The sequence below is a fragment of the Marixanthomonas spongiae genome (genome assembly GCF_003095375.1).
GTDB lineage: Bacteria > Bacteroidota > Bacteroidia > Flavobacteriales > Flavobacteriaceae > Marixanthomonas > Marixanthomonas spongiae.
On sequence record NZ_QEHR01000003.1, the window covers coordinates 295,164 to 317,219 of the forward strand.

A 22,056-nucleotide genomic window follows, 5' to 3' on the forward strand; every position below is an offset into this window, starting at 1 on the left:
TTAGTTATTTTGGGCTGAAGCGTCTTCAGCGGTTTTTACTTTAATATCGGTTCCTAAACGTTGCAGGTAGGCAATGACAGCCACAATTTCCCTGTTGCGCATTTCAACAAATTCTTCTCCGTTTTCTTCAGCATATTTTTTATCGGCTTCATAGGTATCGGCAAAATCGGGATCGCTGTACAGGTTTTGTTCTATTTGGGTTCCTTGTTCCAGCATCCACTGTTGGGCATTGGCTATTTCTTCTTCGGTATAAGGCACACCCAAGGTGACCATTGCCTCCATTTTTGCTTCAGTATCACTTTTGTCCAATTCTGTGTTGATAAGCCATTTATACGATGGCATGATGGAACCGGACGAGGTGCTCTGTGGATCGTACATGTGATTTAAGTGCCAGTTGTCGCTGTACTTGCCGCCTACCCGTAACAGGTCGGGACCGGTACGCTTACTTCCCCATAAAAAGGGATGGTCGTATACGTATTCCCCACTTTTGGAATATTCGCCATAACGTTCCACCTCACTTCGGAAAGGCCGCACCATTTGGGAGTGGCAAGACACACATCCCTCACGGATGTAAATATCGCGACCCTCCAATTCTAACGGGGTGTAAGGTTTTACACTTGAAATAACCGGTACATAATCATCAACCAACAACGATGGAATTATTTGCACCGCGCCACCTATAAGAATGGCAATGGTTGCAAAAATGGTCAATTTTACCGGACGTCTTTCCAACCAAGTATGGTAGCCTTCTTTTGCCGTACGGTGTTTGGTCACTTTTTGCAATGGGGCAGCTTCGGCCAATTCATCGGTTACTTTGCTTCCTTTGCGGGCGGTCATTACAATATTGTAAAGCAAAATGAAAGCACCGAGAATAAACAAGCTCCCTCCTATGGCACGCATCCAATACATGGGCATGATTTCGGCTACGGTTTCCAAGAAGTTTCCGTAGGTAAGCGTTCCGTCTGGGTTAAATTGTTTCCACATAGAGGCTTGTACAAATCCAGCCACGTACATGGGCAGGGCATACATAATAATACCCAATGTACCTACCCAAAAATGGGTATTTGCCAATTTAACGGAGTACAGTTTTGTTTTAAACAACCGGGGCACCAACCAATAAATCATCCCAAACGTCAAGAAGCCATTCCAGGCCAACGCTCCCACGTGCACGTGTGCAATAATCCAGTCGCTAAAATGCGCAATGGCATTTACGTTTTTAAGGGAAAGCATAGGCCCTTCAAAGGTTGCCATACCATAACCAGTAATGGCCACGACCATAAATTTAAGTACAGGATCGGTTCGTACTTTGTCCCAAGCCCCGCGCAAGGTCAACAATCCGTTTATCATCCCTCCCCAAGAAGGAGCAATCAACATAACAGAAAAGGCCACACCCAAGTTTTGAGCCCAAGCTGGCAAGGACGAATACAATAGGTGGTGCGGCCCGGCCCAGATATAGATGAATATCAAAGACCAAAAGTGGATGATGGACAGTTTATACGAATACACGGGACGGTTGGCCGCTTTGGGCACAAAATAATACATCAATCCCAAGAACGGAGTGGTCAAGAAAAACGCAACGGCATTGTGGCCATACCACCACTGCACCAATGCATCTTGCACCCCGGCATAAAATGAATAACTTTTCAACGCGCTAACAGGCAGTTCGATACTGTTAACAATGTGCAGTACAGCTACGGTTACAAAGGTTGCCAAGTAAAACCATATAGCCACGTATAAATGCCTTTGTCTTCTTTTTAACATGGTCCCAATTAAGTTGGCACCAAAAGCTACCCAAATAACGGCAATGGCAATATCGAAAGGCCATTCCAGCTCGGCATATTCTTTTGATGTGGTGTAGCCCAGTGGTAACGTGATGGCTGCCCCTACAATAATTGCCTGCCAGCCCCAAAAATTCAGGTTGCTCAACCAATCTTTCCACATACGGGCTTTCAACAACCTTTGGGTAGAATAGTACACCCCGGCAAATATGGCATTTCCTACAAAAGCAAAGATCACCGCATTGGTGTGCAGGGGCCGTAACCGACCAAAACTCAACCACGAAATACCATCGGTAACGTTAGGAAATAAAAACATAAAGGCCAGTAAAAGACCTACACTCATACCAATGATCCCCCAAAAAATGGTGGCATTGACAAACTTTTTTACGATCTTGTTATCGTAATAAAACTGCTCTGTTTGCATAATATAATAGTTAGTGTTTCTTCCCGCAAAGGCACGGGACTCTTTGATTATTTTGAATTGACTTTGTTTTCTTCCTTATCTTGTTGCAACGGTTCTTCTTTTACCAATTCATCTTCAAACAACATTCGCACCGACGGGGTATAGGTATCATCGTACTGCCCTCTTTTTACCGAAATGATAAAAGCCACAAAAAAGACAATGGCCACCAAAACACTAATGCTCAATAACACATAAATAATACTCATACCTAATTTTTATAATGGTGTAAAACTACTTTTGGGAACATAAAAAAAATATGACATTCGTCAATTTTGCTTATTTATATCCATTCTTAATTCCCTGCTTGCATATTGGGTGGCCAATGTGGTAAAAACCACGATGCTAATACTGCTCAACGGCATTAAAATAGCGGCAACGACAGGTTTTAGGTGTCCGGTTACCGCAAACGTAAGCCCAATAAGGTTATACAGCAGCGAAAGCAAGAAAGCCCACTTTATGATCTTGATTCCCTTATGGGAAAAATCGATGTAAGGCATCAGTTTTTTAAATACCGAAGCATCTAAAATCCCATCACAAGCAGGGGAAAACACATTGATGTTTTCTGAAATTACAATCCCCACATCACTCTGTTTCAACGCCCCGGCATCGTTAAGGCCATCGCCGATCATCATAACGGTTTTCCCAGATTGTTGCAGTTTTTCTATGAAATCCAATTTATTTTCAGGCTTTTGGTCAAAAATAAGTTGGGTCCCTTTTGGCAACATGCTTTCCAAGCGTTCGCGTTCGCCGTCGTTATCTCCAGAAAGCACAATGACTTCTTTATTTTGCCGTAAGGCTTCAAATAGTTCTGAAACACCCTCGCGGTATTCATTTTCAAAAACATAACGGCCTTTGTACTCCTCGTTGCTGCTTATATGTACCGTGGTTTTCTTTTGTTTTTCTGAAATATCCTCAGTATTAAAATGTTTTGGATTTTCCTTAACAAAGGCCGAAGAGCCTACTTTAATGGTAGCATTTTTTGCCGAAGCCGACATCCCTTTGCCTACCTCTTCTTCAAATTCATCGAGGGTTTGGATGTTGTTTTTATCAAGTATGGCGTACAGCGAACGGCTCAACGGATGGTTGGAAGCGCGCAAGGTACTGGTCAACAATTGTTGTTCGGTTGGGGATAGCTCGATCCCCTCGTAAGTAATGGTGTTTTTCCGGTTGGTGGTGAGCGTTCCTGTTTTATCGAAAACCACGGTGTCCACTTTGGCCATTTGTTCAATGATGGAGGCTTCTTTTAAATAAAATTTATTATTCCCGAAAATGCGCAGCACATTTCCTAAGGTAAACGGTGCTGCCAAGGCAATGGCACAAGGACAGGCCACGATCAATACCGCTGTGAACACGTTAAATGCTTTTGATGGATCTACCACCAACCAAATTATAGCCGAGATAAAAGCAATACTCAGTATGGCCACCGTAAACCGCTTGCTAATGCCATCGGTCAACGATTGGAAAATTCCCGTTTTATCTTTGCTAAACACCTCATTGCTCCACAGTTGGGTGAGGTAGCTTTGTTCTACGGGTTTCAATACTTCCACTTCCAGTACGCCATTTTGTTGTTTTCCGCCAGCGTACAGTTTATCGCCAGATTGTTTGGAAACCGGCTCGGCCTCGCCCGTTACAAAACTGTAATCGATAAGGGCTTTGCCTTTTATTAAAATGGCGTCCACGGGCAAAAGCTCGTTGTTGCGAATAAGCAACCGATCGCCTTTTTGTATTTTATATACTTCGGCCTGTTCTTCTTCAACTATGCCGTTCTTGTTTTTTAGCAATCGGGTTACGGCAATGGGGAAATACGATTTGTAATCACGTTCGAATGATAGGTAAGAATAGGTTTTCTGCTGAAAAAACTTGCCCAACAACAAGAAGAACACCAAACCGGTAAGGCTGTCGAAAAAACCCGTGCCCCAATCCATGACGATTTCCAAGGTGCTTCTTAAAAATAACACGGCTATGCCAATAGCAATGGGCACGTCGATGTTCAGGATACCCGATCGCAGCCCTTTGTAAGCCGAAGTGAAATATCCCCTGCCTGAGTAAAACACCACGGGCACCGAAAAGGCAAACATTAACCAGCGGAACATGTTTTTAAATTGGTCCAACCAGAATTCTTCTACTTCAAAATACTCCGGAAAAGAAAGGAACATCACATTCCCAAAGGCAAAACCGGCGACCCCGAGTTTGTAGATCAACGTACGGTTGACGGTTTTTTCTTTTTTCTCTGAATTTTCAAGCGAAATGTAAGGCTCGTACCCAATACGGCTGAGCAACAGCACCAGTTTTTTTAAAGTGGTTTTTTCAGAAGAAAAAGTGATGCGCACCGTTTTCTCGGGAAAGTTTACTTGTGAAGACAGTACGTTTTTGTCGAGTTTGTTCAGGTTTTCCAACACCCAGATACAACTGCTACAATGGATGGAGGGTATTAAAAAAGAAGCAATTTGGGTCGTGCCGTTGTCAAACTCCAATAGTTTTTCCACAATGCCCTCGTTGTCCAAAAAGTCGAATTTCCCTTCTATTTCTTGAGGTGAAATCCCTGGATTGCTGTCCAGGTCGTAGTAATAACCAAGGTCGCTGTCATGCAGGATATCGAAAACCGTTTTACAGCCGTGGCAACAAAAGGATTTCTCTTTGTGTTCGATTAGGGTATCTGCACAAGGGTCCCCACAATGGAAACAGTTTACCATTCAATTAAAATTTGCTCATTATACCTATTACAAATGTACTATTGAACGGTTATTAAAAAAAATGATATTTATCAGTCGCCTATTGCTACTCCCAAAAAGGGTCGTGGTATTCGGCTTTGGAACTGTCTTCAATATGAATTTTTTCAATGGTTTCCAGCTCATCGGCCGTTGCCACTTTTTGAATTTCATTGAAAAGCACCCGTTCTTCAAACCGGATGTGGGCCTGCAGTTCTTCTTCCAAAAGGCTTAGGGATTTTTCAACGTCTTCCGTATCCTTAAACAATCTTTTAATACGACGGTGTTCTTTTAAGGCACGTTTTATCAATTCGTTTTCTTTGTCCAAAATGGGGAATATATGCTTTTCTTCGGCATCGAAATGGGGTTTTATTTCGGTTTTAAAAAACCAATCGGAATATTTTTTCATCCGTTCCAAGGAAATATTTTTCGAAAAGCCTTTTCTAATTTTCCAAGAAAAAAGCAAGCCAAAATGATGTTGCCGGCTTAACGGTTTTAAGGCTTCATGACGTTTTATGGGTTTGTTCTTTTTAGTAGCAGACATAAACTTTATAGCTTTAGGTTAGTTGGTTTCTGGTTTTTTTGGGTTTAATGGGCGAATGGTAATATCGTTAATGAGCATGTTGTCGGGCGTTTGCAATATGTGCACAATGCTATTGGCCAAATCTGTGGGCTGTAACATATTGGTATGAGGGGTTATGCCCGAACTTTCAAAGAAATGGGTATCGATGGAACCCGGGTTGAAACACGTAACCTTGATGTTAAAAAACCGAAGTTCCTTAAAAAGCGCTTCACTAAACCCCTGTACGCCGTATTTTGTGGTGCAGTAGGCAGCAGATTCGGCACGGCCCATATTGCCCAAAATAGAACCAATATTTACAATGTGGTTTCCTCCTTCATTTTTTTTCATCAAAGCTGCCACTTGCGAAGTGATATAGTACATGCCGTTTAGGTTGGTATTGATCATGTTGAGCCACGTTTCCGAAGCCATTTCATCGAGTTTACCAAACGAGCCCGCTCCGGCATTATTGATCAAAATATCGGGGATGTTATCTTCAGAAAAAGTACTGTTAATCCACTTTTTTACCGCTTCAGGTTCCGAAATGTCCAACTCGACAGGATTAAATGAGCCGCCCAGGTTTTCTTGCAGCGCCTTGAGTTTTTTGGTAGTTCGGGCAAGGCCATAAACTTTTGTTCCGTTTTGGATCAGTTTTTCTGAAATCGCAGCCCCAAGCCCACTGCTGGCCCCGGTTACGATTGCTGTTTTATTGGTTAGGTTCATTTTTATGTCGTTTTATTATTCTTGATAGCTCAGTTGCCCATCCACGATTTTTGCAGGTTGGGTGTAGGGGTGTTCCTGTTTCTTGTTTTCGCTCATAATATGAAGGACTTCCCACCCTTGGGCTTTTAAGGCATCGGAAACCATAGACCGGTGACACCGCCACCACACTGCTTCGGCACACATAATCGCCACACGGTTTTGGGACGCCAGGGTTTTAAGTGTTTTTAAACCTCTTTAAATTCTGGGGTTTCCATATAATCTGCATAGCCTTGGAACGACGCATTGCGCCATACGGTATTTTTGGAATCAGGTTTTGCTTTACGCCTGCCGCCCAGGTTTTTTATGTGGGTATATTGAATATGGTTTTCAGGCAGGGATTCTTTGAGGTTTTCTTTATTGAACTGCGGAAATTTCCGGGAACCGAGAAAACTGCGGACATCCACCAAATGCGCAATGTTGAACGATTGTAGCATAGCAATAAAGTCATCATAAGAATGGGTGGAATGCCCAATGGTCCAGATTTTTTTGTTTTGTTCCTTGGTCATACGGTTGTTTTCAATGAAAATGTAGGAAGGACGTTTAAAATTCTTCGGTAACAATTGCTTCCTCTTTCACGTTTAAATTACTTAACTGCTCTTGTACGGCATCCATCATAGGCGGTGGGCCACATACATAAAAAACACCGTTTAAGGAAGTGGCATGTTTTTTTATGAAACCTTCTGAAATATGCCCATGGGGATAATCTTCGGTTTCTTCTTCCGAAAGGATATTGATAAAGTTATCGCCCAACATGGTTTGAAACTCATCTTGAAGGATAATGTCTTTTCTGGTTTTATTGGCAAAAATGAGTTTGTTGGCACCCAATTTACCTTGTTCCCTTAAATCCCTTAAAATGGAAATAAAGGGCGTAACCCCTGCCCCACCGGCAATGAAGGTACCTTCACCTTTATAAGCAATGGCACCGAACACGTCGTTTAAAATGAGCGAATCCCCAGCTTTAAGCTCAAGCAGTTCCTTGGTGACCCCGTCGCGGGAGGGATAGGTTTTTATATAGAACTCCAAGTAACGGTCTTTTGGCAAACAAGTAAATGTAAAGGGCCTGCCTTCGTTTTGCCAACCTTCTTTGTCGATAAAAACCTCGGTGGCTTGACCTGGGGTAAAATCGGCGTCATCTGGTTTTTCAGTTACTATGTGCAATACATCGTGGGTATTGTGTTCTATGGATTTTATTTTAACTGGTTGATTTTTCATGATTTTCAAATTTTATGACTGTTGCTCTTACCTAAAAGATAAAAAAACGGCATTGATATTACGCAATGGTTCACTATTAATTAACACAATGCCGTTTAATGTTTTCAAACAAGGGCTTATTTTACCGCTTGAATTTGAGATAGTTTGGCCAAGGAAAATGCGCCAATGGCCATAACGACATCCCGTACTGCAACATCTAAGTTACTACCACTAAACAATAGTGTTAAGGCTATCAATAAAAGCCAAGCCATCACCAGATATCCTCCTATAACTGGACGAAGGAAAACGATGATTCCGGCAATAATTTCAACAATACCTACAATGGCCATAAAAGTTCCTGCCGAAAAAGGCAACATGCTTTCCATTCCCGGGGAAAGATACTGCGACCAATCTGTCAATAGGTTGGTAAATTTGTCCAATCCTGCCACAATGGGAACGAGGCCATAGGTAAATTTTAAAACGGTTTGTACTAAGTTTACATTCGAATTCATATTTATTAGTTTTTATGGTTATCTACGTATTCGATGCATGTAAAACCGTTAGGTTACAAAACCGTTTCAAAATCAAATTTTCACAACCAACCCCATCACATTGTGGACCATACGGTCGCATTTTGAATTGCCAAATTCAAAGACAGTGCTGGTTTTGGTAGCTTTAAACAGATATTTCTTCATTTTTTTCTTTGCCCGGTGCAAGCGCACTTTTACATTGCTTTCGCTCAATTGCAAGCTCTCGGATATTTCAGAAATACTAAATTGCTCTACTTCCCGAAGCATATAGACAATTTTGTACTTTTCGGGGAGTGCCTGTATCGCTTCTTCTATAAAAGCTTTGGACTGTGCGTGTATCATCTGGTTTTCTGGGTTCATGGCAGCGGTGTTTTCAAGTTGGTTTATGAATTGCGTCTGTTCTATGTTGATAGTCTGTTTTGTTTTTAACCTGCGTTTGCGCTGCAAGGCTTCATTGATACCGATACGCACCAACCACGTTGAAAATTTGGCATCGTGCCTAAATTGATGCAATTTCTGAAACGCCTTGATGTACGCTTCCTGCATAACATCTTCAGCGTCTTTTTCCTTATCAACATAACTTCGTACCACCCGAAAAAGAAGTTGGTTATGGCGCCGTATCAATAGTTCGAACAGTTCTTTTTGTCCAGAGCGTACTTTATTGACTACTTCGCTATCGGTCAACGTTTTTGAGGTGTTCAACAGATTGTTTTTTGTGCCATTGCGTATCATAATGTGTCCTGTTTATTTATTGGATGCACAAGCAACTTTTGGGTTACATACTAGTACCTATTTAATACCTGAACTTATTGAAGTTCGGCGTCCATAGTGATCTTAAAAGCCAAGGCCTTGCTCACCGGACAGTTATCCTTGGCGGCATTGGCACACTCCCTAAAGGTATCTTGGTCTATATTGGGTATTCTGGCTTTAAGCGTTAAATGTGACCCAGTAAGCTCTAAATTATCGGCATCCATGGTTACTTCCGAAGAGACATCAAGCGAGTCTGGAGTAAATCCTTCTTTTCCCAGAATAAGGCTCAGGGCCATGGCAAAGCACCCGGCATGGGAAGCAGCCAACAATTCGTCTGGGTTGGTTGCTTTTCCGTCACCAAAACGGGAGTTAAAGCAATATGGAGAGTCGTTCAAAACCTTACTTTGGGTAGTCAATTTTCCTTCCCCTTCTTTTAGGGAGCCGTTCCATACGGCTTGGGCTGTTCGTTTCATAATTTTAAATTTTTATTTGTTTATTTTATGTAAATAGGAGCATGCTCTTTTGTACGTATAATTATTTTTCTGCGATGCTGGCAAAAGCCGTCATGAGGTTTTCATATTCTTTAAAAATGGAACGCATTTCCATAATTCTTTTTTTGGCTTTGGGATGGGTCAATACCTTCAGTCTTTATAAAACCTGCATCGTTAATTATCTTTTAAGGTTTTAACGCTGCAAGGAAGCGGCAAAAATAGGTTTTAATTAAAACCCTTTTTTTTCAAAAGTTCGCATCTTTCATTCTTCATTTATGGCTTGTGTTCCTCCTTTTTGAATGATTCCCTTTGCTTCAGGATCGATTTTGAGTCGCATGAATCCCATCAATTAACTTCAGTAATAGATTCTTTCAAGACGCAACACCTTTTCTCATCTTGGCCAATATCCAATGGCCTTGTTCTGTATTGATGGTTATATTTTTCATTATGAATTTTTTGCTACGTCTTCAACGCGTTTGGCACTGTCCGCCTTGTTTAAACTTAAACGTACAATACTATTTTCCATAGCGGTAAGATCGTGCGGCACGCCACCTTCAAGCGAAATTAAGTCGCCTTTTTTTAGGGAATGGACAGTTCCATTCAGCCCAAAATCGATCTTGCCTTCAAATATTTCGACCACAATGGGAAAGGGGGTTTTATGCTCTTTCATCACTTGATCTTTTTTAAATGCGATCCGTATTTCTTTTCCCGTCTCTGTTTCCAGCAATACTTGGATGGTAGGCCGCTTTTCGTGATACGTGATGTTGTTTGTTAATGATGCTGTTTTCATAGTAATTTATTTTATTATTTTATTTTTTAATACTTTCAGTCCCTCTTGCCCTTCGGCTATGCTCAGCAACTACCAAGACGGACCTGCAGGATAGGTTGTTTTACTTTTCGTTTTCCAAAAATTGGCGCAACACATATTGTAAAATACCCTCATTTTGGTAGTAGGCTATTTCAATATCTGAATCCAGCCGCGCAATTACATTAAATTCCGTTTTATCTCCTTTTTCACTTTCGGCCACGACTTTTAATTCTTTTTGGGGCTGTAAGCCTTCGGAAATTCCTGTAACGCTAAAGGTTTCTTTTCCTGAAAGTCCTAACGTTTCAGCAGTTTCCCCTTCTTTATACTGAAGCGGTAACACCCCCAAACCAACCAAGTTGCTGCGGTGGATGCGTTCGTAGCTTTCTGCCAGCACACATTTAATACCGAGCAAAAAAGTACCTTTCGCCGCCCAATCGCGGGAGGATCCGCTGCCGTATTCTTTGCCGGCCAAAACAAGTAATGGCGTATCGTTTTCCTTGTATTTTTCAGAAGCTTCAAATACGGTCATTTCTTCCCCGCTGGGCAAATAACGGGTGTATCCACCTTCTTTTTCGGCCAATTTGTTATTAATGCGCACATTGGCAAAGGTACCGCGTACCATTACTTCATCGTTCCCTCTCCTGGAACCGTACGAATTGAATGCCTCTTTCTCCACACCTTTCTCCAACAAATATTGACCCGCCGCCGAATCTTCACTAAAAGCACCGGCCGGTGAAATATGGTCTGTGGTAATGCTATCGCCCAAAACCAATAAGGCCCTGGCATTTTCTATATTCTGAAATGGTTTCGGTTTTTCTGAAATATCCCTGAAAAAAGGGATTTCCTTAATATACGTAGAATTTTCGTCCCATTGATACACTTTATCTTTTGGAATGTCCAAATTGCGCCAAATTTCGTTTCCAGCGAATATTTCCCCGTAATTTTTATCGAAATCGCCAGGGGAAAGTACCTTGCTTAAAATGTCATTGATTTCGTCGTTGCTGGGCCAAATATCCTTTAGGTAAACGGGCTCTTGGTTTTTGTCATAGCTTATGGGGTCGTTGACCAGATCGATATCCACACGACCGGCTATGGCGTAAGCAACTACCAGCATAGGCGACATTAAAAAGTTCATTTTAACCTGTGGATGCACCCTGGCTTCAAAGTTTCGGTTACCCGATAGCACCGAGGCCACGACCAAATCGTATTCATCCACAGCTTTAGCAATTTGTGGCGGCAACGGACCGGAATTACCAATACACGACGTGCACCCGTACCCTACCAAGTGGAACTGCAACGCTTCGAGGTCTTTCATTAAATCGGCTTTTTCCAAATAATCGGTCACTACTTTAGAGCCGGGCGCCAAGGAGGTTTTTACCCAAGGTTTTACATCGATGCCGTGTTCGCGGGCTTTTCGCGCTACCAATCCGGCCCCAATCATCACAAACGGGTTGGACGTATTGGTACAAGAGGTAATGGCCGCAATGGCCACCGAACCATCGGAAAGCATAAACTTGTCCGGCCCTCGGGTAATCCAAACAGTTCGCAACTTGTTTTTATCGGCCTCTATTTCAGTGTCGGGCCGTTGTGAATGGGCTTTTGGAACAGGTTGGTTTCCGCCTTCGGCTTTCCATCGGTCAAGGGATTGCTCCAGTTTCCGGTTTTCAGGGTCGATGTATTCCCTTCCGAAGGATTCATCCAATAAATCGATGAATTTGGTTTTAAAATCTTTCAGTTCAATTTTGTCTTGGGGTCGTTTGGGGCCTGCCACGGTAGGTTGTATGCTGGAAACATCCAGTTCCAACACTGTTGAATACTCAATTTTAGCTTCGTCTTGCCGCCAAAGTTTATTGGTTTTGCAATAGGTTTCTACTAACGCTATTTGGTCTTCGTCACGGTTGGTTTCGCGCATATAGTCCAACGTTTTGTCGTCTATGGGAAAATAAGTTACCGTACACCCAAACTCTGGCGACATATTGCCAATGGTAGCGCGATCTGGCACCGAAAGATGGTCCAGGCCGGGACCAAAAACTTCTACAAACTTGCCTACCACACCGTGTTTGCGCAACAGGTGGGCGATGTTCAATACCAAATCGGTTGCGGTGGAACCCAAAGGCAGCTTTCCAGTAAGCTTAAGGCCTACCACTTGTGGCATGATAAAGTAAATAGGTTGTCCTAAAAGCGCTGCTTCGGCTTCAATCCCGCCAACGCCCCAGGCCACTACGCCAATACCGTTTACCATGGGGGTATGGCTGTCGGTCCCCACCAACGTGTCTGGGAACACTTGGCCATCGCGTGCCACGACACCTTTGGAGAAATATTCTAAGTTAACTTGATGGCAAATGCCCATGCCGGGAGGAACGACACTAAAATTATCGAAAGATTGCTGTGCCCATTTTAAAAACTGATAGCGTTCTTGGTTTCGCTTGTATTCTTCTTCCATATTCCGTTTGTAGGAATAGTTGGTTCCAAAAAAATCCACTTGCACCGAATGGTCCACCACCAGATCGACCGGGATCAACGGATTAATTTTATTTGGGTCTTTTCCTTTTCTGGAAACCTCAGCGCGCAACGCAGCAATATCGACTACGGCCGGAACACCTGTAAAATCTTGCATCAATACCCTGGCAGGTTTATAGGGAATGTCTTTTTCTGAAGCTTCAGGCTTCCAATTCAACAGGGTTTCAATATGTTCTTTGGTTACTGAAAAACCATCAAAATTCCGCAGGACATTTTCCAAAAGAATACGGATGGAAAACGGAAGGGAGTCAATTTCATAGCCTTGGTTTTCCAGTTCGGCAAGGCTGTGGTAGGTTAACGTTTCTTCTTGAAATTGAAGCGTTTTTTCAGTATTAAAGGGATTGCCGGACATTTTGAAAAGTTTTTGGTGGTTTATTATATTGATTTTAAACTACATAACGTACAATTATAAGATCCTTTATTTTCACGGTTTAAAGGCTTTCAGAAAGATTTTCATTGTTTCGGTTCTAATAAAAATACTTGGGGTCGTTATACCTGCAAGATCCAAAAAAGACCTTGCAGGATATTTGGATTTTTATGCGTTCAGTTCTTTTTCCAGTTCCACCGCTTTGGGGAACAAGATATTGTTTTCCAGATGGATGTGCTCGTGCAGGTCGTTTTCGAACTCTTGCAGCAAGGCATACGTAACCCGGTAGGTGTTGCACGCATCGGCAGGGGGCGTATAACCGTTGGAAAGCTCGTCTATTTGACGGAACCGCTCGCCTTCTACTTCGTGCTCGTCCATCATTTTTTGAACAGGGTTCTGTACCGTACCAAAATGGGGCTTTTCCATGGAGCTGTTGGTTCGTTTTGCGTTGACCATTTTACGAACCGAAGGGAACAGGATCAATTCCTCCTTTTTCATATGGGCAGCCAAATCGCCGGCAGATGCAATAAAGTGTTCATTGATTTCGAACAATTCCGGATGTTTGTCTCCGTGAACTTTACACAGCTTATTGAGGTATTGTTTCAGTATAGGGATTTTCTCCTCTACATATCTGTGGTGCTTTTTTTCTATATAATCGGCCAGAAGGTCCAGTGGCCACGAGCTGAAATCTGTGGTTCCTTCAGTTTTGGCTTGTTGCATGTCCATAATTTCATTTAAGAGTAGCTTTGCATCCAGTTTGCGCTTTTTTGCCGCTTCTTCAATGCTTCTATTGCCTTGACAACAGAAGTCGATTTTATGGTTTTTAAAAATTTGTGCAGTACGGTAATCTTCTACCACGATTTGTCCAATTGTCTTATTTGTCAGGTTTTCCATAGGTTTTGAATTTCTATATATGAAAGGTTTATTTTAATTTTATTTCTTTAATTCTTCTAAAACTGAATAGCAGCATCGAGCGCCATGATAACCACGGCCTTAAAATCTTTCTTAATTTTCAGGCTGTGCTCTACTTTAGCGGAGATGGTAAATGTCATTCCTGCTTTTAAAAGGTGCTCGGTTGTGGGCATATTCAATAATGCCATTCCTTCCTGAACCACCAGCACGGCTTCTTTTGTGGTATGGTGCGGGGGCATAATCATCCCTGCTTTGGCAATTACCTGAAGCGTTTTTAAAGTGCCGCCGGTGTGCAACAGCTTCATATCGGGTTTTTGTACTGCCTCCATAACCATTCGGTTTTTTTTATTGATTATTCAACTTAGATTTTATTAGCTTGAAGATTCTTATTAAAAAAGCTTTCCTTCCCTAAAAAAACGCTAATGTAAAATTACGGATATTTTTATTTCTGACAAAATTATCCGAAATAAAAATGCAACACAGGAAAATACCGTTATTTTGAAGTAAAGTGTTGATTTATAAAAGATTATTTAATGAGTAATAAACGGGTTTTGAGCGGTGAAGAATAGTTGTTGCACGTTCCCGATAGAGGTTGAATGGTATAATATTTATGACAGATTACCTAATAAATGAATTAAAACGTATTATGAATTCAAACCTCATGTGCCTTTTAAGTTTAGTGGTTGCATGACAGAGTTTATTCAAAAGAGGCTGTTTTTTGATATATAAAGTCATATTTCAGATTTTGCCAGGTTGCTCAAAGATTTTCATAAACTGATTTTTATGCTACACCAAAGGCCTTGAGCCCCCTTGTTGATAGGCTTCGATTTTAAGTTGAAACATTTCGGCCATTTTTGAAGCACGCCATTTGGCTTCTTCTGCTTTTTCGCCTTCAAAGTTTTCGTGTACGGTTTCATAAAAAAGCTGCAACCAACGGTCAAAATGGGTTTTAGTAACCGGTAATTTTGCATGCGGCGGAAACGGGCTGCCATAATAGGTGTGTTCGCCCAATAGAACCGTTTGCCAAAACGTGTACATTTTTTCAAGGTGTTCTGGCCACCTATCTTGTATCACCTTATTGAAAACGGGCGCTAAAAGGCGGTCTTCGCGAACCTTTCCGTAGAAGGTGTCAACGAGGGTTTTTATGTCATTCAGGTTTAATATTTCAGTATCCATACTTAAAAAAATGATTTATAAAGCTCTGGGCTCCAATACATAATTAGGTAAAAAAGGCCATATGCGACAAAAATAATTACCAGGGCCCACACCCAAGCTGGAATCGCTTTTGGGGTTTCGGAGCCGCGAATAACAAAAAAGTCTTCTGTTTCGCTTCCGTAGGCATTGATGGTAATGGGAATTTGAGAATCTACCGTTTCGTTTTCCTTTAGGCCAACAACCGCGATTTCAGGGCCATTTCGCACCACGAAAGGGATTTTCCTTATCCCTTCCACATTGTTCGAGGATTTTGCAACGATGGTAAGGGTATGTTTTCCATCGGGTATTTTGGTGGTGTCCAGCACAATTTTAACCGGTGGCGCAAATGAGGCAAACGGTTTGGGGTCATCATCCAAAAAAACTTTTATGTTCCTATTGTCTTCCATAACTAAAATCCTTCATTTTTAACAATGTTCTTTATATGGTCTGGATCGTTCTCCTTAGGCTTTATCAAATACTTCAAACTTAAAAAGAGGGTAATCCCCACAATAACCACAGCACCCCAGGTAATGAAATAATCCAACGTTCCGGAAGGCCCAGGCCCGTGGGTTACATCCTGCAATACTTCGGGCTGGTTTTTTTTACAGACATCGCAAGCCTTTGCAATTTGCTGCCCCAAGAAAAATATACTAATAAAAATAAACGCTATTTTCTTCATAATCTATTGATTTAGTTCGCTTTCAATAAGTTCTCTTATTTTTTTCACGTCCTCTTCGGTTACTTCGGGCGCATCGTTGCCCCAACTGCTGCGTTCGTGAGTGGTTATGGCTGCTATTTCGGCATCGGTGAGCTGATTTCCAAAGGGAGGCATTACCCCGTAATCGCTACGGGCATCATACCCTTGTATCACGACCCTGATAAGCTGTTCGGGGTTTTCATCGGTTACGATATCGCTGCCTACCAATGAAGGAAAGGCTCCCGTTACGCCTTTTCCGGTTTCTTGGTGGCAGGCGGCACACGTTTGCGAAAACAACTTTGCACCATCCAGACTACCAGCTTGCTTTTCGCCGTCCATTCCTTCCGTTTGTATTTTTCGTAACGCAGGGATAAAATCGTTAACATTTCCGCCGGGCAATTCGGTTTGCTGAAGCGATTTTAAATAATCCACCAACCGTAGGGCTTCTTCGGAAGCTATTATTTTTTTCCCCGGTTTGTTGAAAAACTCTTTGGGGACACTAACCACTTTATCTTCTTCGCGGACTGAAACACTGTCCACCTCTTCAAACAACCACGGATAGGAAGGCATGACAGATTCTGAAACTACAGCCCTGGGATTGTACAAATGCAGCAAGTGCCAATCTTCACTGGGTTGGCGTTTGCCAATATTGGTAAGATCGGGACCCGTACGTTCACTTCCCAAAACCGATGGGGACTGCCTCCAAACATCCAAGCGTTTTTTGCTGTAAAAGTAATCGGATGGAATAGACGGCCTATCGCCCCAAATATTGTCCATTTCAATATTGCGCACTTGCTGGGTATGGCAGGCCATGCAGTTTTCCGAAACATATACGTTAAGCCCTTCACGTTGATTGTCGGTTAGGGGTTTGTCGTCGGGGATGGGTTCGGTTTCCTGCATCTGAAATGCTGGGAGTATAGCAACAACGATACTTAGGGCAATAAAGACAACCCCTGCCGTAAGTACCAAGTTTTTATGTTCTTTATGAAAATTAAGCATGTTGAAATTTTATTAAACGGTTATTTCTTCTACTTTTTTTGTCTTTATGGATGGCGACGTATTTTTATAACCAGTTACCATATAATACAGGTTGTAGGCAAACACCAAATGCGACAAAAACATAAGCGAACCACCAACAGCACGCCAAACCCAATAGGGTGTCATCAATATTACCGACTCTATAAATGGTTCACCGTCTATCCAACTCAAGCCTTTATAGGTACCGCCCATCATAAGGGACATCATATAGGCAAATAGACCTATGAATGCCAACCAAAAATGAGCACCTACAAATACCTGTGAGGGTTCCTTTCCAGTCAGTTTCGGTAAAATGGCATAGATGGAAGCCCAAAGGAAAAAGGCAATGATGCCGTACATCGTCATATGGGAATGCGCTACGTTAAAATCGGTAAAGTGCCATACATAATTGGTAAACCGAAATGCTTGCAAGCTACCTTGTGAGGAGCCTACAAAATAGAAAATGGTGGCTACCAAAAAGAAGGGCAGCACGTAGCTTTTGGTAATGTGGTTCCAACTTCCCTTCATGGTCATCAAAAAGTTGGTGGTACCCGCAATCACCGGTATGAACATCCCCGCACTGAATACAATGGCCACGGTTTGCAACCACCAAGGCAACGGACTGAACACAAAGTGGTGTGTCCCAATCATAGTATAAAAGAGCATCTGTGTCCAAAATGCCAATACCCCCAATGAATAGGAATAAATAGGTTTATTCAATGCAGAAGGCAGGTAATAATACACCAACCCCAAGGTAAAGGTCATAAACCACATCCCTACTCCTTGGTGCATATAATAACCTTGAACCACCGTTTCGCCCAAGCCGTTCTGGTAAAACGGCAAATAACCTATGATTGCCAATACAATGGTCCAGATCAACGCTGCCAAAATAAACCAATTGGAAATGTAGATTTCTGAAATTTTACGGGTGGCAACCGTTTTGTAGAAATTAACGAAGGTGATAATCAAAGCAATCGCGAACATAAGCATAACCGGCCAAATGTATTCCCGGTACTCCCCGCCACCGTTATTGATGCCTGCCATTAAACAGATACTGCCTAAAAATACCGTAGCATTGATAAGCCACCATCCATACCATGCCCATTTATAGTTGTATATCTTGTTGTTCGAAGTACGGGCAATTACAAAGTAACCAAGACCGATCATCGCCAGAGAGGACCACCCCCAAAATACCATATTGGTATGCACGGGCCGCAACCGGCCAAAACCGAGCCATTGTTGGTGGTCCATTTCAGGCCAGATGAATTTCATCCCCAAATACTGCCCGATCAAGGTGCCTAAAACCAACCAAACAGCAGCCGCAGCAATGTAATAGATAACTATTTTCTTAAGTGCCTCGGGAGTTTCAAGGCTAAGCGATGTTTTCTTTTTTTCATCGAAATAGGCATTTGCCGGGTCGTTTTCCACACGTTGCAACAGCCCTTTCTCGTCCACTGCTTTATTCTCCCCTGATAATTCGTCGCCTTTTAATTTGTATTTTAATGCTGCTTTCCGTTTTTCCAAGATGGCATCGATATCTTCCTCTTCCATCGCAACGAGCTCATCATCAAAAGCCATTTTATTTTTGTCTATTTGTCGGCGTTTAATGGTGTCGATATAACCGTTCAGCTTAATAAACAAGATGATGACCGCAATAATCATAACAATTGCAACCAGAACGAAAGTTCCTATAATCCCAGGGCTGGAAAGCCAATTCTCTGTTGTGATGGCTTCCTGTGCAATTGCAAAGTTAGGTACTGCAACTAAAAGCAACCACAGCAACATTTTATGTGTTTTCATAAATTATGAATTTATTACCTTTTTATCCTTTTTTAACTTAATTTTTTTTTAACGTTTTAAATAGGTCAAACCTACCTCTAAGCCTGTTGCCAGTTCGTAAAGGCTCGTTTTGTTTAGCATATCTTTCAGTTCGTCCCGAATGCCTACAAATTTATTGTGCAGCGGACAAGGTTGGTTGGCATCGCATCTATCAAACCCAAGGGCACAACCTTCATAAATAGAATTGCCGTCAATGGCGAAAACGATATGACTGAGCATAATAGTGTCTATCTTTTCCTTTGGTATTTCAAACCCGCCCGAAGGCCCCTTGTTGGATTTTAAAATATCGCTTTTAGCCAATTGGTGCAGTATTTTAGCTGTAAAAGCAACAGGCGAATCGATTTCGGCTGCAATTTCCTTCAAGCTTACCCTACGTTGTTGCAAGGATTGCAGGGCGATAAACGTCGATGCCTTGATACCGTATTCGCAAGCTTTGGAAAACATGAGGTTTTTGTTATTAGTTTGTAGCAAAGATAGGTGCTGGGTTTAATTCTGACAAATATATCTGAAATATTATTTTCCCGCCAAATCGCAATTAAAAACCCTGTACTAACAGGCTTGATGGCAAACTGCCCATTAAAGGCTGCCTTTAAGTAAGCTGTACCTAGTGGGCTGTTTAATTTGGGTTAAAAAAACGCTAAAAGACTAAATCCTCTTTCTATAAAAAGCTGTGTTTTGTATCTTATTGCGAAAAGAAGAAATATGAAAACACTCAAATTTGAAAATGGCGATCGCATGCACGCCATAGGATTAGGAACTTGGAAAGCAACTGGCGACGATGTTAAAAATGCAGTAAAGGAAGCTTTATACGCTGGTTATAGGCACATAGACACAGCTGCGGCCTATGGAAACGAAGAAATAATAGGTGAGGCTTTGGCCGAGGTTTTTGACGAGGGAACTATTTTACGGGAAGATGTATTTATCACCTCAAAACTTTGGAACGATGCCCATCAAGAGGGGCAGGTTATGCCGGCGTTAGAAGATTCTATAAAAAAACTGAAGCTGGAGTACCTAGACCTCTACTTAATCCACTGGCCGGTGGCTTTTAAGTCGGGCGTGGGGCAGCCTTCAAAACCTTCAGATTATGTGGCGGCAGATGAAGCACCTATTATTGAAACTTGGAAACAAATGGAAACTGCCAAAAAAACTGGACACGCGAAGCATATTGGGGTATCCAATTTCAGTAAGGAAAAATTAAAAGATTTGATTTCGAAAGCCGATATAAAACCCGAGATGAACCAGGTGGAAATGCACCCCTATCTGCAACAGGAAGATTTACTCGATTTTTGCAATAGCGAAAACATCTTGATGACCGCATATTCTCCCTTAGGTTCTGGCGACCGTAGCGCTGCCATGAAAAATGACGATGAACCCAATTTATTGGAAATAGATGAAATTAAAGAAATTGCCAAAAAGCATGGTGCTTCCGCAGGTCAAGTGTTGATAAACTGGCACACGCAACGTGGAACGGCAACCATCCCCAAATCAACCAGTAAAGAGCATATAAAAGATAACTTCAAAGCAGCAAGTTTAGAGCTTGACAAAGAAGATATGAAGACGATTAAGGGCTTAAACCGAAACTACCGCTTTATTACCGGCAAGTTTTTTGAATGCCCAGAAAAAGGGTACGAGAATATATATGATGATTGATAGAAGCCCAGAGGCTTTTAAATTTCAAAAAAACAATTCACAAATCTCAAAAAAAGAGATTTACAAGTTTGAAAAAACCATGAAAACTCAATTTCAAGTTTTCATGGTTTTTCAAATCTAATGTTTAAAATGTCATTGTAAGCGCTTTAAATAATCCAACTATCCGCTACCAACTAAGTCCTTGACTACCCTTTAAAAACCACCTTCTACTTCGCTACGTTAACTGCCCTGGTTTCGCGTATCACGGTTACTTTTACTTGTCCGGGGTACGTCATATCGGTTTGGATTTTCTGGGAGATTTCAAAAGAAAGTTGGGCGGCTTTGTCATCGCTCACCTTTTCGCTTTCCACCATAACCCTAAGTTCACGACCTGCTTGTATGGCATAAGCCTTGTTTACGCCGTTGAAACCAAAGGCTATATCTTCCAAATCTTTTAACCGCTGGATGTACGAATCGAGAACTTGGCGTCTTGCGCCTGGTCTTGCACCGCTTATGGCATCGCAAACCTGCACGATGGGCGATAACAGGCTGGTCATTTCAATTTCGTCGTGGTGGGCACCAATGGCATTGCACACTTCAGGTTTTTCACCGTATTTCTCGGCCCATTGCATGCCTAAGATGGCGTGCGGCACCTCAGTTTCGGTTTCGGGCACTTTACCAATATCGTGCAACAATCCGGCACGTTTGGCCAGTTTTGGGTTCAGTCCCAGTTCCGAAGCCATCACACCGCACAATCTAGCGACCTCTCGGGAGTGGTGCAACAGGTTTTGACCGTAAGACGAACGGTAGCGCATTCTACCCACTGCTTTGATCAATTCTGGGCTCAAGCCGTGAATGCCTAAGTCGATCACGGTACGCTTACCCACTTCAAGTATTTCATCTTCAATTTGCTTGGAGGTCTTTTTAACGATCTCTTCGATACGTGCGGGATGGATTCGCCCATCGGTCACCAATTTGTGCAAGGACAACCGCGCCACTTCCCTACGCACAGAGTCGAAGCACGAAAGGATAATGGCTTCTGGGGTGTCGTCAACAATGATCTCCACTCCGGTAGCAGCTTCCAACGCCCGAATGTTACGGCCTTCCCGGCCAATAATACGACCTTTAACGTCGTCGCTTTCCAAGTTGAAGACCGATACGCAATTGTCAATGGCCTCTTCAGTACCAATGCGCTGTATGGTGTTGATCACTATTTTCTTGGCTTCCTGTTGTGCCGTCATTTTAGCTTCCTCAATAGACGATTGCACGTATTTCATGGCATCGGTCTTTGCCTCGTCTTTAAGGCTTTCCATCAATTGTGCCTTGGCGTCTTCTGCCGAAAGGCTGGAAATAACCTCCAACTGTTCAATTTGGCTTTTGCGGAATTTTTCGACTTCATTTTGTTTCTTTTCAAGAAACTCCAGCCGCTCATCATATTCTTTTTGCTGGCTTTCAATTTTTGCGTTCAGTTTTTTTGTTTTGGCCAATTCGCTGGACACCTGCGATTCTTTGTCCTTGGTGCGCTTTTCAGCCTCGGCCATTTTGCTTTCCCGCTTATTGATTACTTTCTCATGTTCCGATTTAAGCTCGATGAATTTTTCCTTGGCCTGAAGGATTTTGTCTTTTTTAATCGATTCGGCATCGCTTTTGGCTTCTTTTATAATGGAAGAAGCCTCATTTTTCGCTGATTTTATTAGTTGTGAACCATTGTTGCGCTCTATCAACTTGGCTATCAAAAAGCCAATTGCCAGTGCAACAATGCCCACGATTATCGGGGTAACGATAGTATCCATAGTTTTAAATTTATATATAAAAAAAGCCTGCACTAATGTGTTTTGAAT

General features: G+C 42.2%; 21 protein-coding genes and 1 pseudogene. 1 reads left to right on the forward strand and 21 read right to left on the reverse strand.

Translation table 11 applies throughout. The features are described from left to right. From ccoN to DDV96_RS06095, 20 genes and pseudogenes are all read right to left on the reverse strand, one after another. Positions 1-2,202 (reverse strand): cytochrome-c oxidase, cbb3-type subunit I, encoded by a 2,202-nt coding sequence (ccoN, locus tag DDV96_RS06000; protein ID WP_116693848.1) that lies wholly within the window; start codon positions 2,200-2,202, stop codon positions 1-3. 47 nt (positions 2,203-2,249) lie between these two features. After that, positions 2,250-2,447 carry a cbb3-type cytochrome oxidase assembly protein CcoS gene (gene ccoS, locus DDV96_RS06005; protein WP_116693849.1) on the reverse strand — a complete coding sequence of 66 codons (198 nt, stop codon included), beginning with the start codon at positions 2,445-2,447 and terminating at the stop codon, positions 2,250-2,252. A gap of 60 nt (positions 2,448-2,507) precedes the next feature. Continuing rightward, entirely contained in the window at positions 2,508-4,934 is a 2,427-nt protein-coding gene (locus tag DDV96_RS06010; protein ID WP_116693850.1) for a heavy metal translocating P-type ATPase, read from the reverse strand. A gap of 85 nt (positions 4,935-5,019) precedes the next feature. Continuing rightward, complete coding sequence (locus tag DDV96_RS06015; protein WP_116693851.1) at positions 5,020-5,493, reverse strand: hemerythrin domain-containing protein; 474 nt, start codon at positions 5,491-5,493, stop codon at positions 5,020-5,022. Positions 5,494-5,511: 18 nt separating this feature from the next. Continuing rightward, positions 5,512-6,231, reverse strand: a complete 720-nt coding sequence (locus DDV96_RS06020) for an SDR family oxidoreductase (RefSeq protein ID WP_116693852.1) — start codon at positions 6,229-6,231, stop codon at positions 5,512-5,514. A gap of 15 nt (positions 6,232-6,246) precedes the next feature. Continuing rightward, a pseudogene (locus tag DDV96_RS06025) lies at positions 6,247-6,776 on the reverse strand (DUF488 domain-containing protein). Between the two features lie 34 nt (positions 6,777-6,810). After that, complete coding sequence (locus DDV96_RS06030) at positions 6,811-7,482, reverse strand: ferredoxin reductase domain-containing protein (RefSeq protein ID WP_116693853.1); 672 nt, start codon at positions 7,480-7,482, stop codon at positions 6,811-6,813. 116 nt (positions 7,483-7,598) lie between these two features. After that, complete coding sequence (locus DDV96_RS06035) at positions 7,599-7,973, reverse strand: hypothetical protein (RefSeq protein WP_116693854.1); 375 nt, start codon at positions 7,971-7,973, stop codon at positions 7,599-7,601. A gap of 72 nt (positions 7,974-8,045) precedes the next feature. Further along, entirely contained in the window at positions 8,046-8,723 is a 678-nt protein-coding gene (locus DDV96_RS06040) for an RNA polymerase sigma factor (RefSeq protein WP_116693855.1), read from the reverse strand. 74 nt (positions 8,724-8,797) lie between these two features. After that, positions 8,798-9,214: an OsmC family protein gene (locus tag DDV96_RS06045; protein WP_116693856.1), complete on the reverse strand. Its 417-nt coding sequence runs from the start codon at positions 9,212-9,214 to the stop codon at positions 8,798-8,800. Between the two features lie 463 nt (positions 9,215-9,677). Further along, positions 9,678-10,022 carry a cupin domain-containing protein gene (locus DDV96_RS06050; protein WP_116693857.1) on the reverse strand — a complete coding sequence of 115 codons (345 nt, stop codon included), beginning with the start codon at positions 10,020-10,022 and terminating at the stop codon, positions 9,678-9,680. Positions 10,023-10,122: 100 nt separating this feature from the next. Further along, a complete protein-coding gene (gene acnA, locus DDV96_RS06055; protein ID WP_116693858.1) occupies positions 10,123-12,912 on the reverse strand; it encodes an aconitate hydratase AcnA in 2,790 nt (929 codons plus the stop codon). A gap of 183 nt (positions 12,913-13,095) precedes the next feature. Beyond that, positions 13,096-13,821, reverse strand: coding sequence for an iron-sulfur cluster repair di-iron protein (gene ric, locus DDV96_RS06060; protein ID WP_116693859.1), 726 nt, complete (start codon positions 13,819-13,821; stop codon positions 13,096-13,098). A gap of 56 nt (positions 13,822-13,877) precedes the next feature. Next, positions 13,878-14,168 carry a cupin domain-containing protein gene (locus tag DDV96_RS06065; protein WP_116693936.1) on the reverse strand — a complete coding sequence of 97 codons (291 nt, stop codon included), beginning with the start codon at positions 14,166-14,168 and terminating at the stop codon, positions 13,878-13,880. A 457-nt stretch (positions 14,169-14,625) separates the two neighbouring features. Then, entirely contained in the window at positions 14,626-15,015 is a 390-nt protein-coding gene (locus tag DDV96_RS06070) for a group III truncated hemoglobin (RefSeq protein ID WP_116693860.1), read from the reverse strand. 2 nt (positions 15,016-15,017) lie between these two features. Next, positions 15,018-15,440 carry a cytochrome C gene (locus DDV96_RS06075; protein ID WP_116693861.1) on the reverse strand — a complete coding sequence of 141 codons (423 nt, stop codon included), beginning with the start codon at positions 15,438-15,440 and terminating at the stop codon, positions 15,018-15,020. Between the two features lie 2 nt (positions 15,441-15,442). Further along, positions 15,443-15,712, reverse strand: coding sequence for a hypothetical protein (locus DDV96_RS06080; RefSeq protein ID WP_116693862.1), 270 nt, complete (start codon positions 15,710-15,712; stop codon positions 15,443-15,445). Between the two features lie 3 nt (positions 15,713-15,715). After that, positions 15,716-16,729, reverse strand: a complete 1,014-nt coding sequence (locus DDV96_RS06085) for a cbb3-type cytochrome c oxidase subunit II (protein ID WP_116693863.1) — start codon at positions 16,727-16,729, stop codon at positions 15,716-15,718. A 12-nt stretch (positions 16,730-16,741) separates the two neighbouring features. Further along, positions 16,742-18,547 carry a cbb3-type cytochrome c oxidase subunit I gene (locus DDV96_RS06090; protein ID WP_116693864.1) on the reverse strand — a complete coding sequence of 602 codons (1,806 nt, stop codon included), beginning with the start codon at positions 18,545-18,547 and terminating at the stop codon, positions 16,742-16,744. Positions 18,548-18,595: 48 nt separating this feature from the next. Further along, on the reverse strand, positions 18,596-19,030 hold the full coding sequence (locus DDV96_RS06095) for an RrF2 family transcriptional regulator (protein WP_116693865.1): 435 nt from the start codon (positions 19,028-19,030) through the stop codon (positions 18,596-18,598). 258 nt (positions 19,031-19,288) lie between these two features. On the opposite strand from DDV96_RS06095, the gene DDV96_RS06100 reads away from it, so the two are divergent. Next, positions 19,289-20,236, forward strand: coding sequence for an aldo/keto reductase (locus DDV96_RS06100; RefSeq protein ID WP_116693866.1), 948 nt, complete (start codon positions 19,289-19,291; stop codon positions 20,234-20,236). Between the two features lie 206 nt (positions 20,237-20,442). Here the strand turns inward: DDV96_RS06100 and rny are convergent, their stop codons facing one another. Then, the gene (gene rny, locus DDV96_RS06105; RefSeq protein ID WP_116693867.1) at positions 20,443-22,008 is read right to left on the reverse strand and encodes a ribonuclease Y; all 1,566 of its coding nucleotides are present in this window, start codon (positions 22,006-22,008) and stop codon (positions 20,443-20,445) included. Positions 22,009-22,056: the final 48 nt, after the last annotated feature.

What these genes read in the sequence shown, in the direction of transcription:
- ccoN (WP_116693848.1), bottom strand. Translation starts at nt 2,202, where the DNA reads ATGCAAACAGAGCAGTTTTATTACGATAACAAGATCGTAAAAAAGTTT.
- ccoS (WP_116693849.1), bottom strand. Translation starts at nt 2,447, where the DNA reads ATGAGTATTATTTATGTGTTATTGAGCATTAGTGTTTTGGTGGCCATT.
- DDV96_RS06010 (WP_116693850.1), bottom strand. Translation starts at nt 4,934, where the DNA reads ATGGTAAACTGTTTCCATTGTGGGGACCCTTGTGCAGATACCCTAATC.
- DDV96_RS06015 (WP_116693851.1), bottom strand. Translation starts at nt 5,493, where the DNA reads ATGTCTGCTACTAAAAAGAACAAACCCATAAAACGTCATGAAGCCTTA.
- DDV96_RS06020 (WP_116693852.1), bottom strand. Translation starts at nt 6,231, where the DNA reads ATGAACCTAACCAATAAAACAGCAATCGTAACCGGGGCCAGCAGTGGG.
- DDV96_RS06030 (WP_116693853.1), bottom strand. Translation starts at nt 7,482, where the DNA reads ATGAAAAATCAACCAGTTAAAATAAAATCCATAGAACACAATACCCAC.
- DDV96_RS06035 (WP_116693854.1), bottom strand. Translation starts at nt 7,973, where the DNA reads ATGAATTCGAATGTAAACTTAGTACAAACCGTTTTAAAATTTACCTAT.
- DDV96_RS06040 (WP_116693855.1), bottom strand. Translation starts at nt 8,723, where the DNA reads ATGATACGCAATGGCACAAAAAACAATCTGTTGAACACCTCAAAAACG.
- DDV96_RS06045 (WP_116693856.1), bottom strand. Translation starts at nt 9,214, where the DNA reads ATGAAACGAACAGCCCAAGCCGTATGGAACGGCTCCCTAAAAGAAGGG.
- DDV96_RS06050 (WP_116693857.1), bottom strand. Translation starts at nt 10,022, where the DNA reads ATGAAAACAGCATCATTAACAAACAACATCACGTATCACGAAAAGCGG.
- acnA (WP_116693858.1), bottom strand. Translation starts at nt 12,912, where the DNA reads ATGTCCGGCAATCCCTTTAATACTGAAAAAACGCTTCAATTTCAAGAA.
- ric (WP_116693859.1), bottom strand. Translation starts at nt 13,821, where the DNA reads ATGGAAAACCTGACAAATAAGACAATTGGACAAATCGTGGTAGAAGAT.
- DDV96_RS06065 (WP_116693936.1), bottom strand. Translation starts at nt 14,168, where the DNA reads ATGGAGGCAGTACAAAAACCCGATATGAAGCTGTTGCACACCGGCGGC.
- DDV96_RS06070 (WP_116693860.1), bottom strand. Translation starts at nt 15,015, where the DNA reads ATGGATACTGAAATATTAAACCTGAATGACATAAAAACCCTCGTTGAC.
- DDV96_RS06075 (WP_116693861.1), bottom strand. Translation starts at nt 15,440, where the DNA reads ATGGAAGACAATAGGAACATAAAAGTTTTTTTGGATGATGACCCCAAA.
- DDV96_RS06080 (WP_116693862.1), bottom strand. Translation starts at nt 15,712, where the DNA reads ATGAAGAAAATAGCGTTTATTTTTATTAGTATATTTTTCTTGGGGCAG.
- DDV96_RS06085 (WP_116693863.1), bottom strand. Translation starts at nt 16,729, where the DNA reads ATGCTTAATTTTCATAAAGAACATAAAAACTTGGTACTTACGGCAGGG.
- DDV96_RS06090 (WP_116693864.1), bottom strand. Translation starts at nt 18,547, where the DNA reads ATGAAAACACATAAAATGTTGCTGTGGTTGCTTTTAGTTGCAGTACCT.
- DDV96_RS06095 (WP_116693865.1), bottom strand. Translation starts at nt 19,030, where the DNA reads ATGTTTTCCAAAGCTTGCGAATACGGTATCAAGGCATCGACGTTTATC.
- DDV96_RS06100 (WP_116693866.1), top strand. Translation starts at nt 19,289, where the DNA reads ATGAAAACACTCAAATTTGAAAATGGCGATCGCATGCACGCCATAGGA.
- rny (WP_116693867.1), bottom strand. Translation starts at nt 22,008, where the DNA reads ATGGATACTATCGTTACCCCGATAATCGTGGGCATTGTTGCACTGGCA.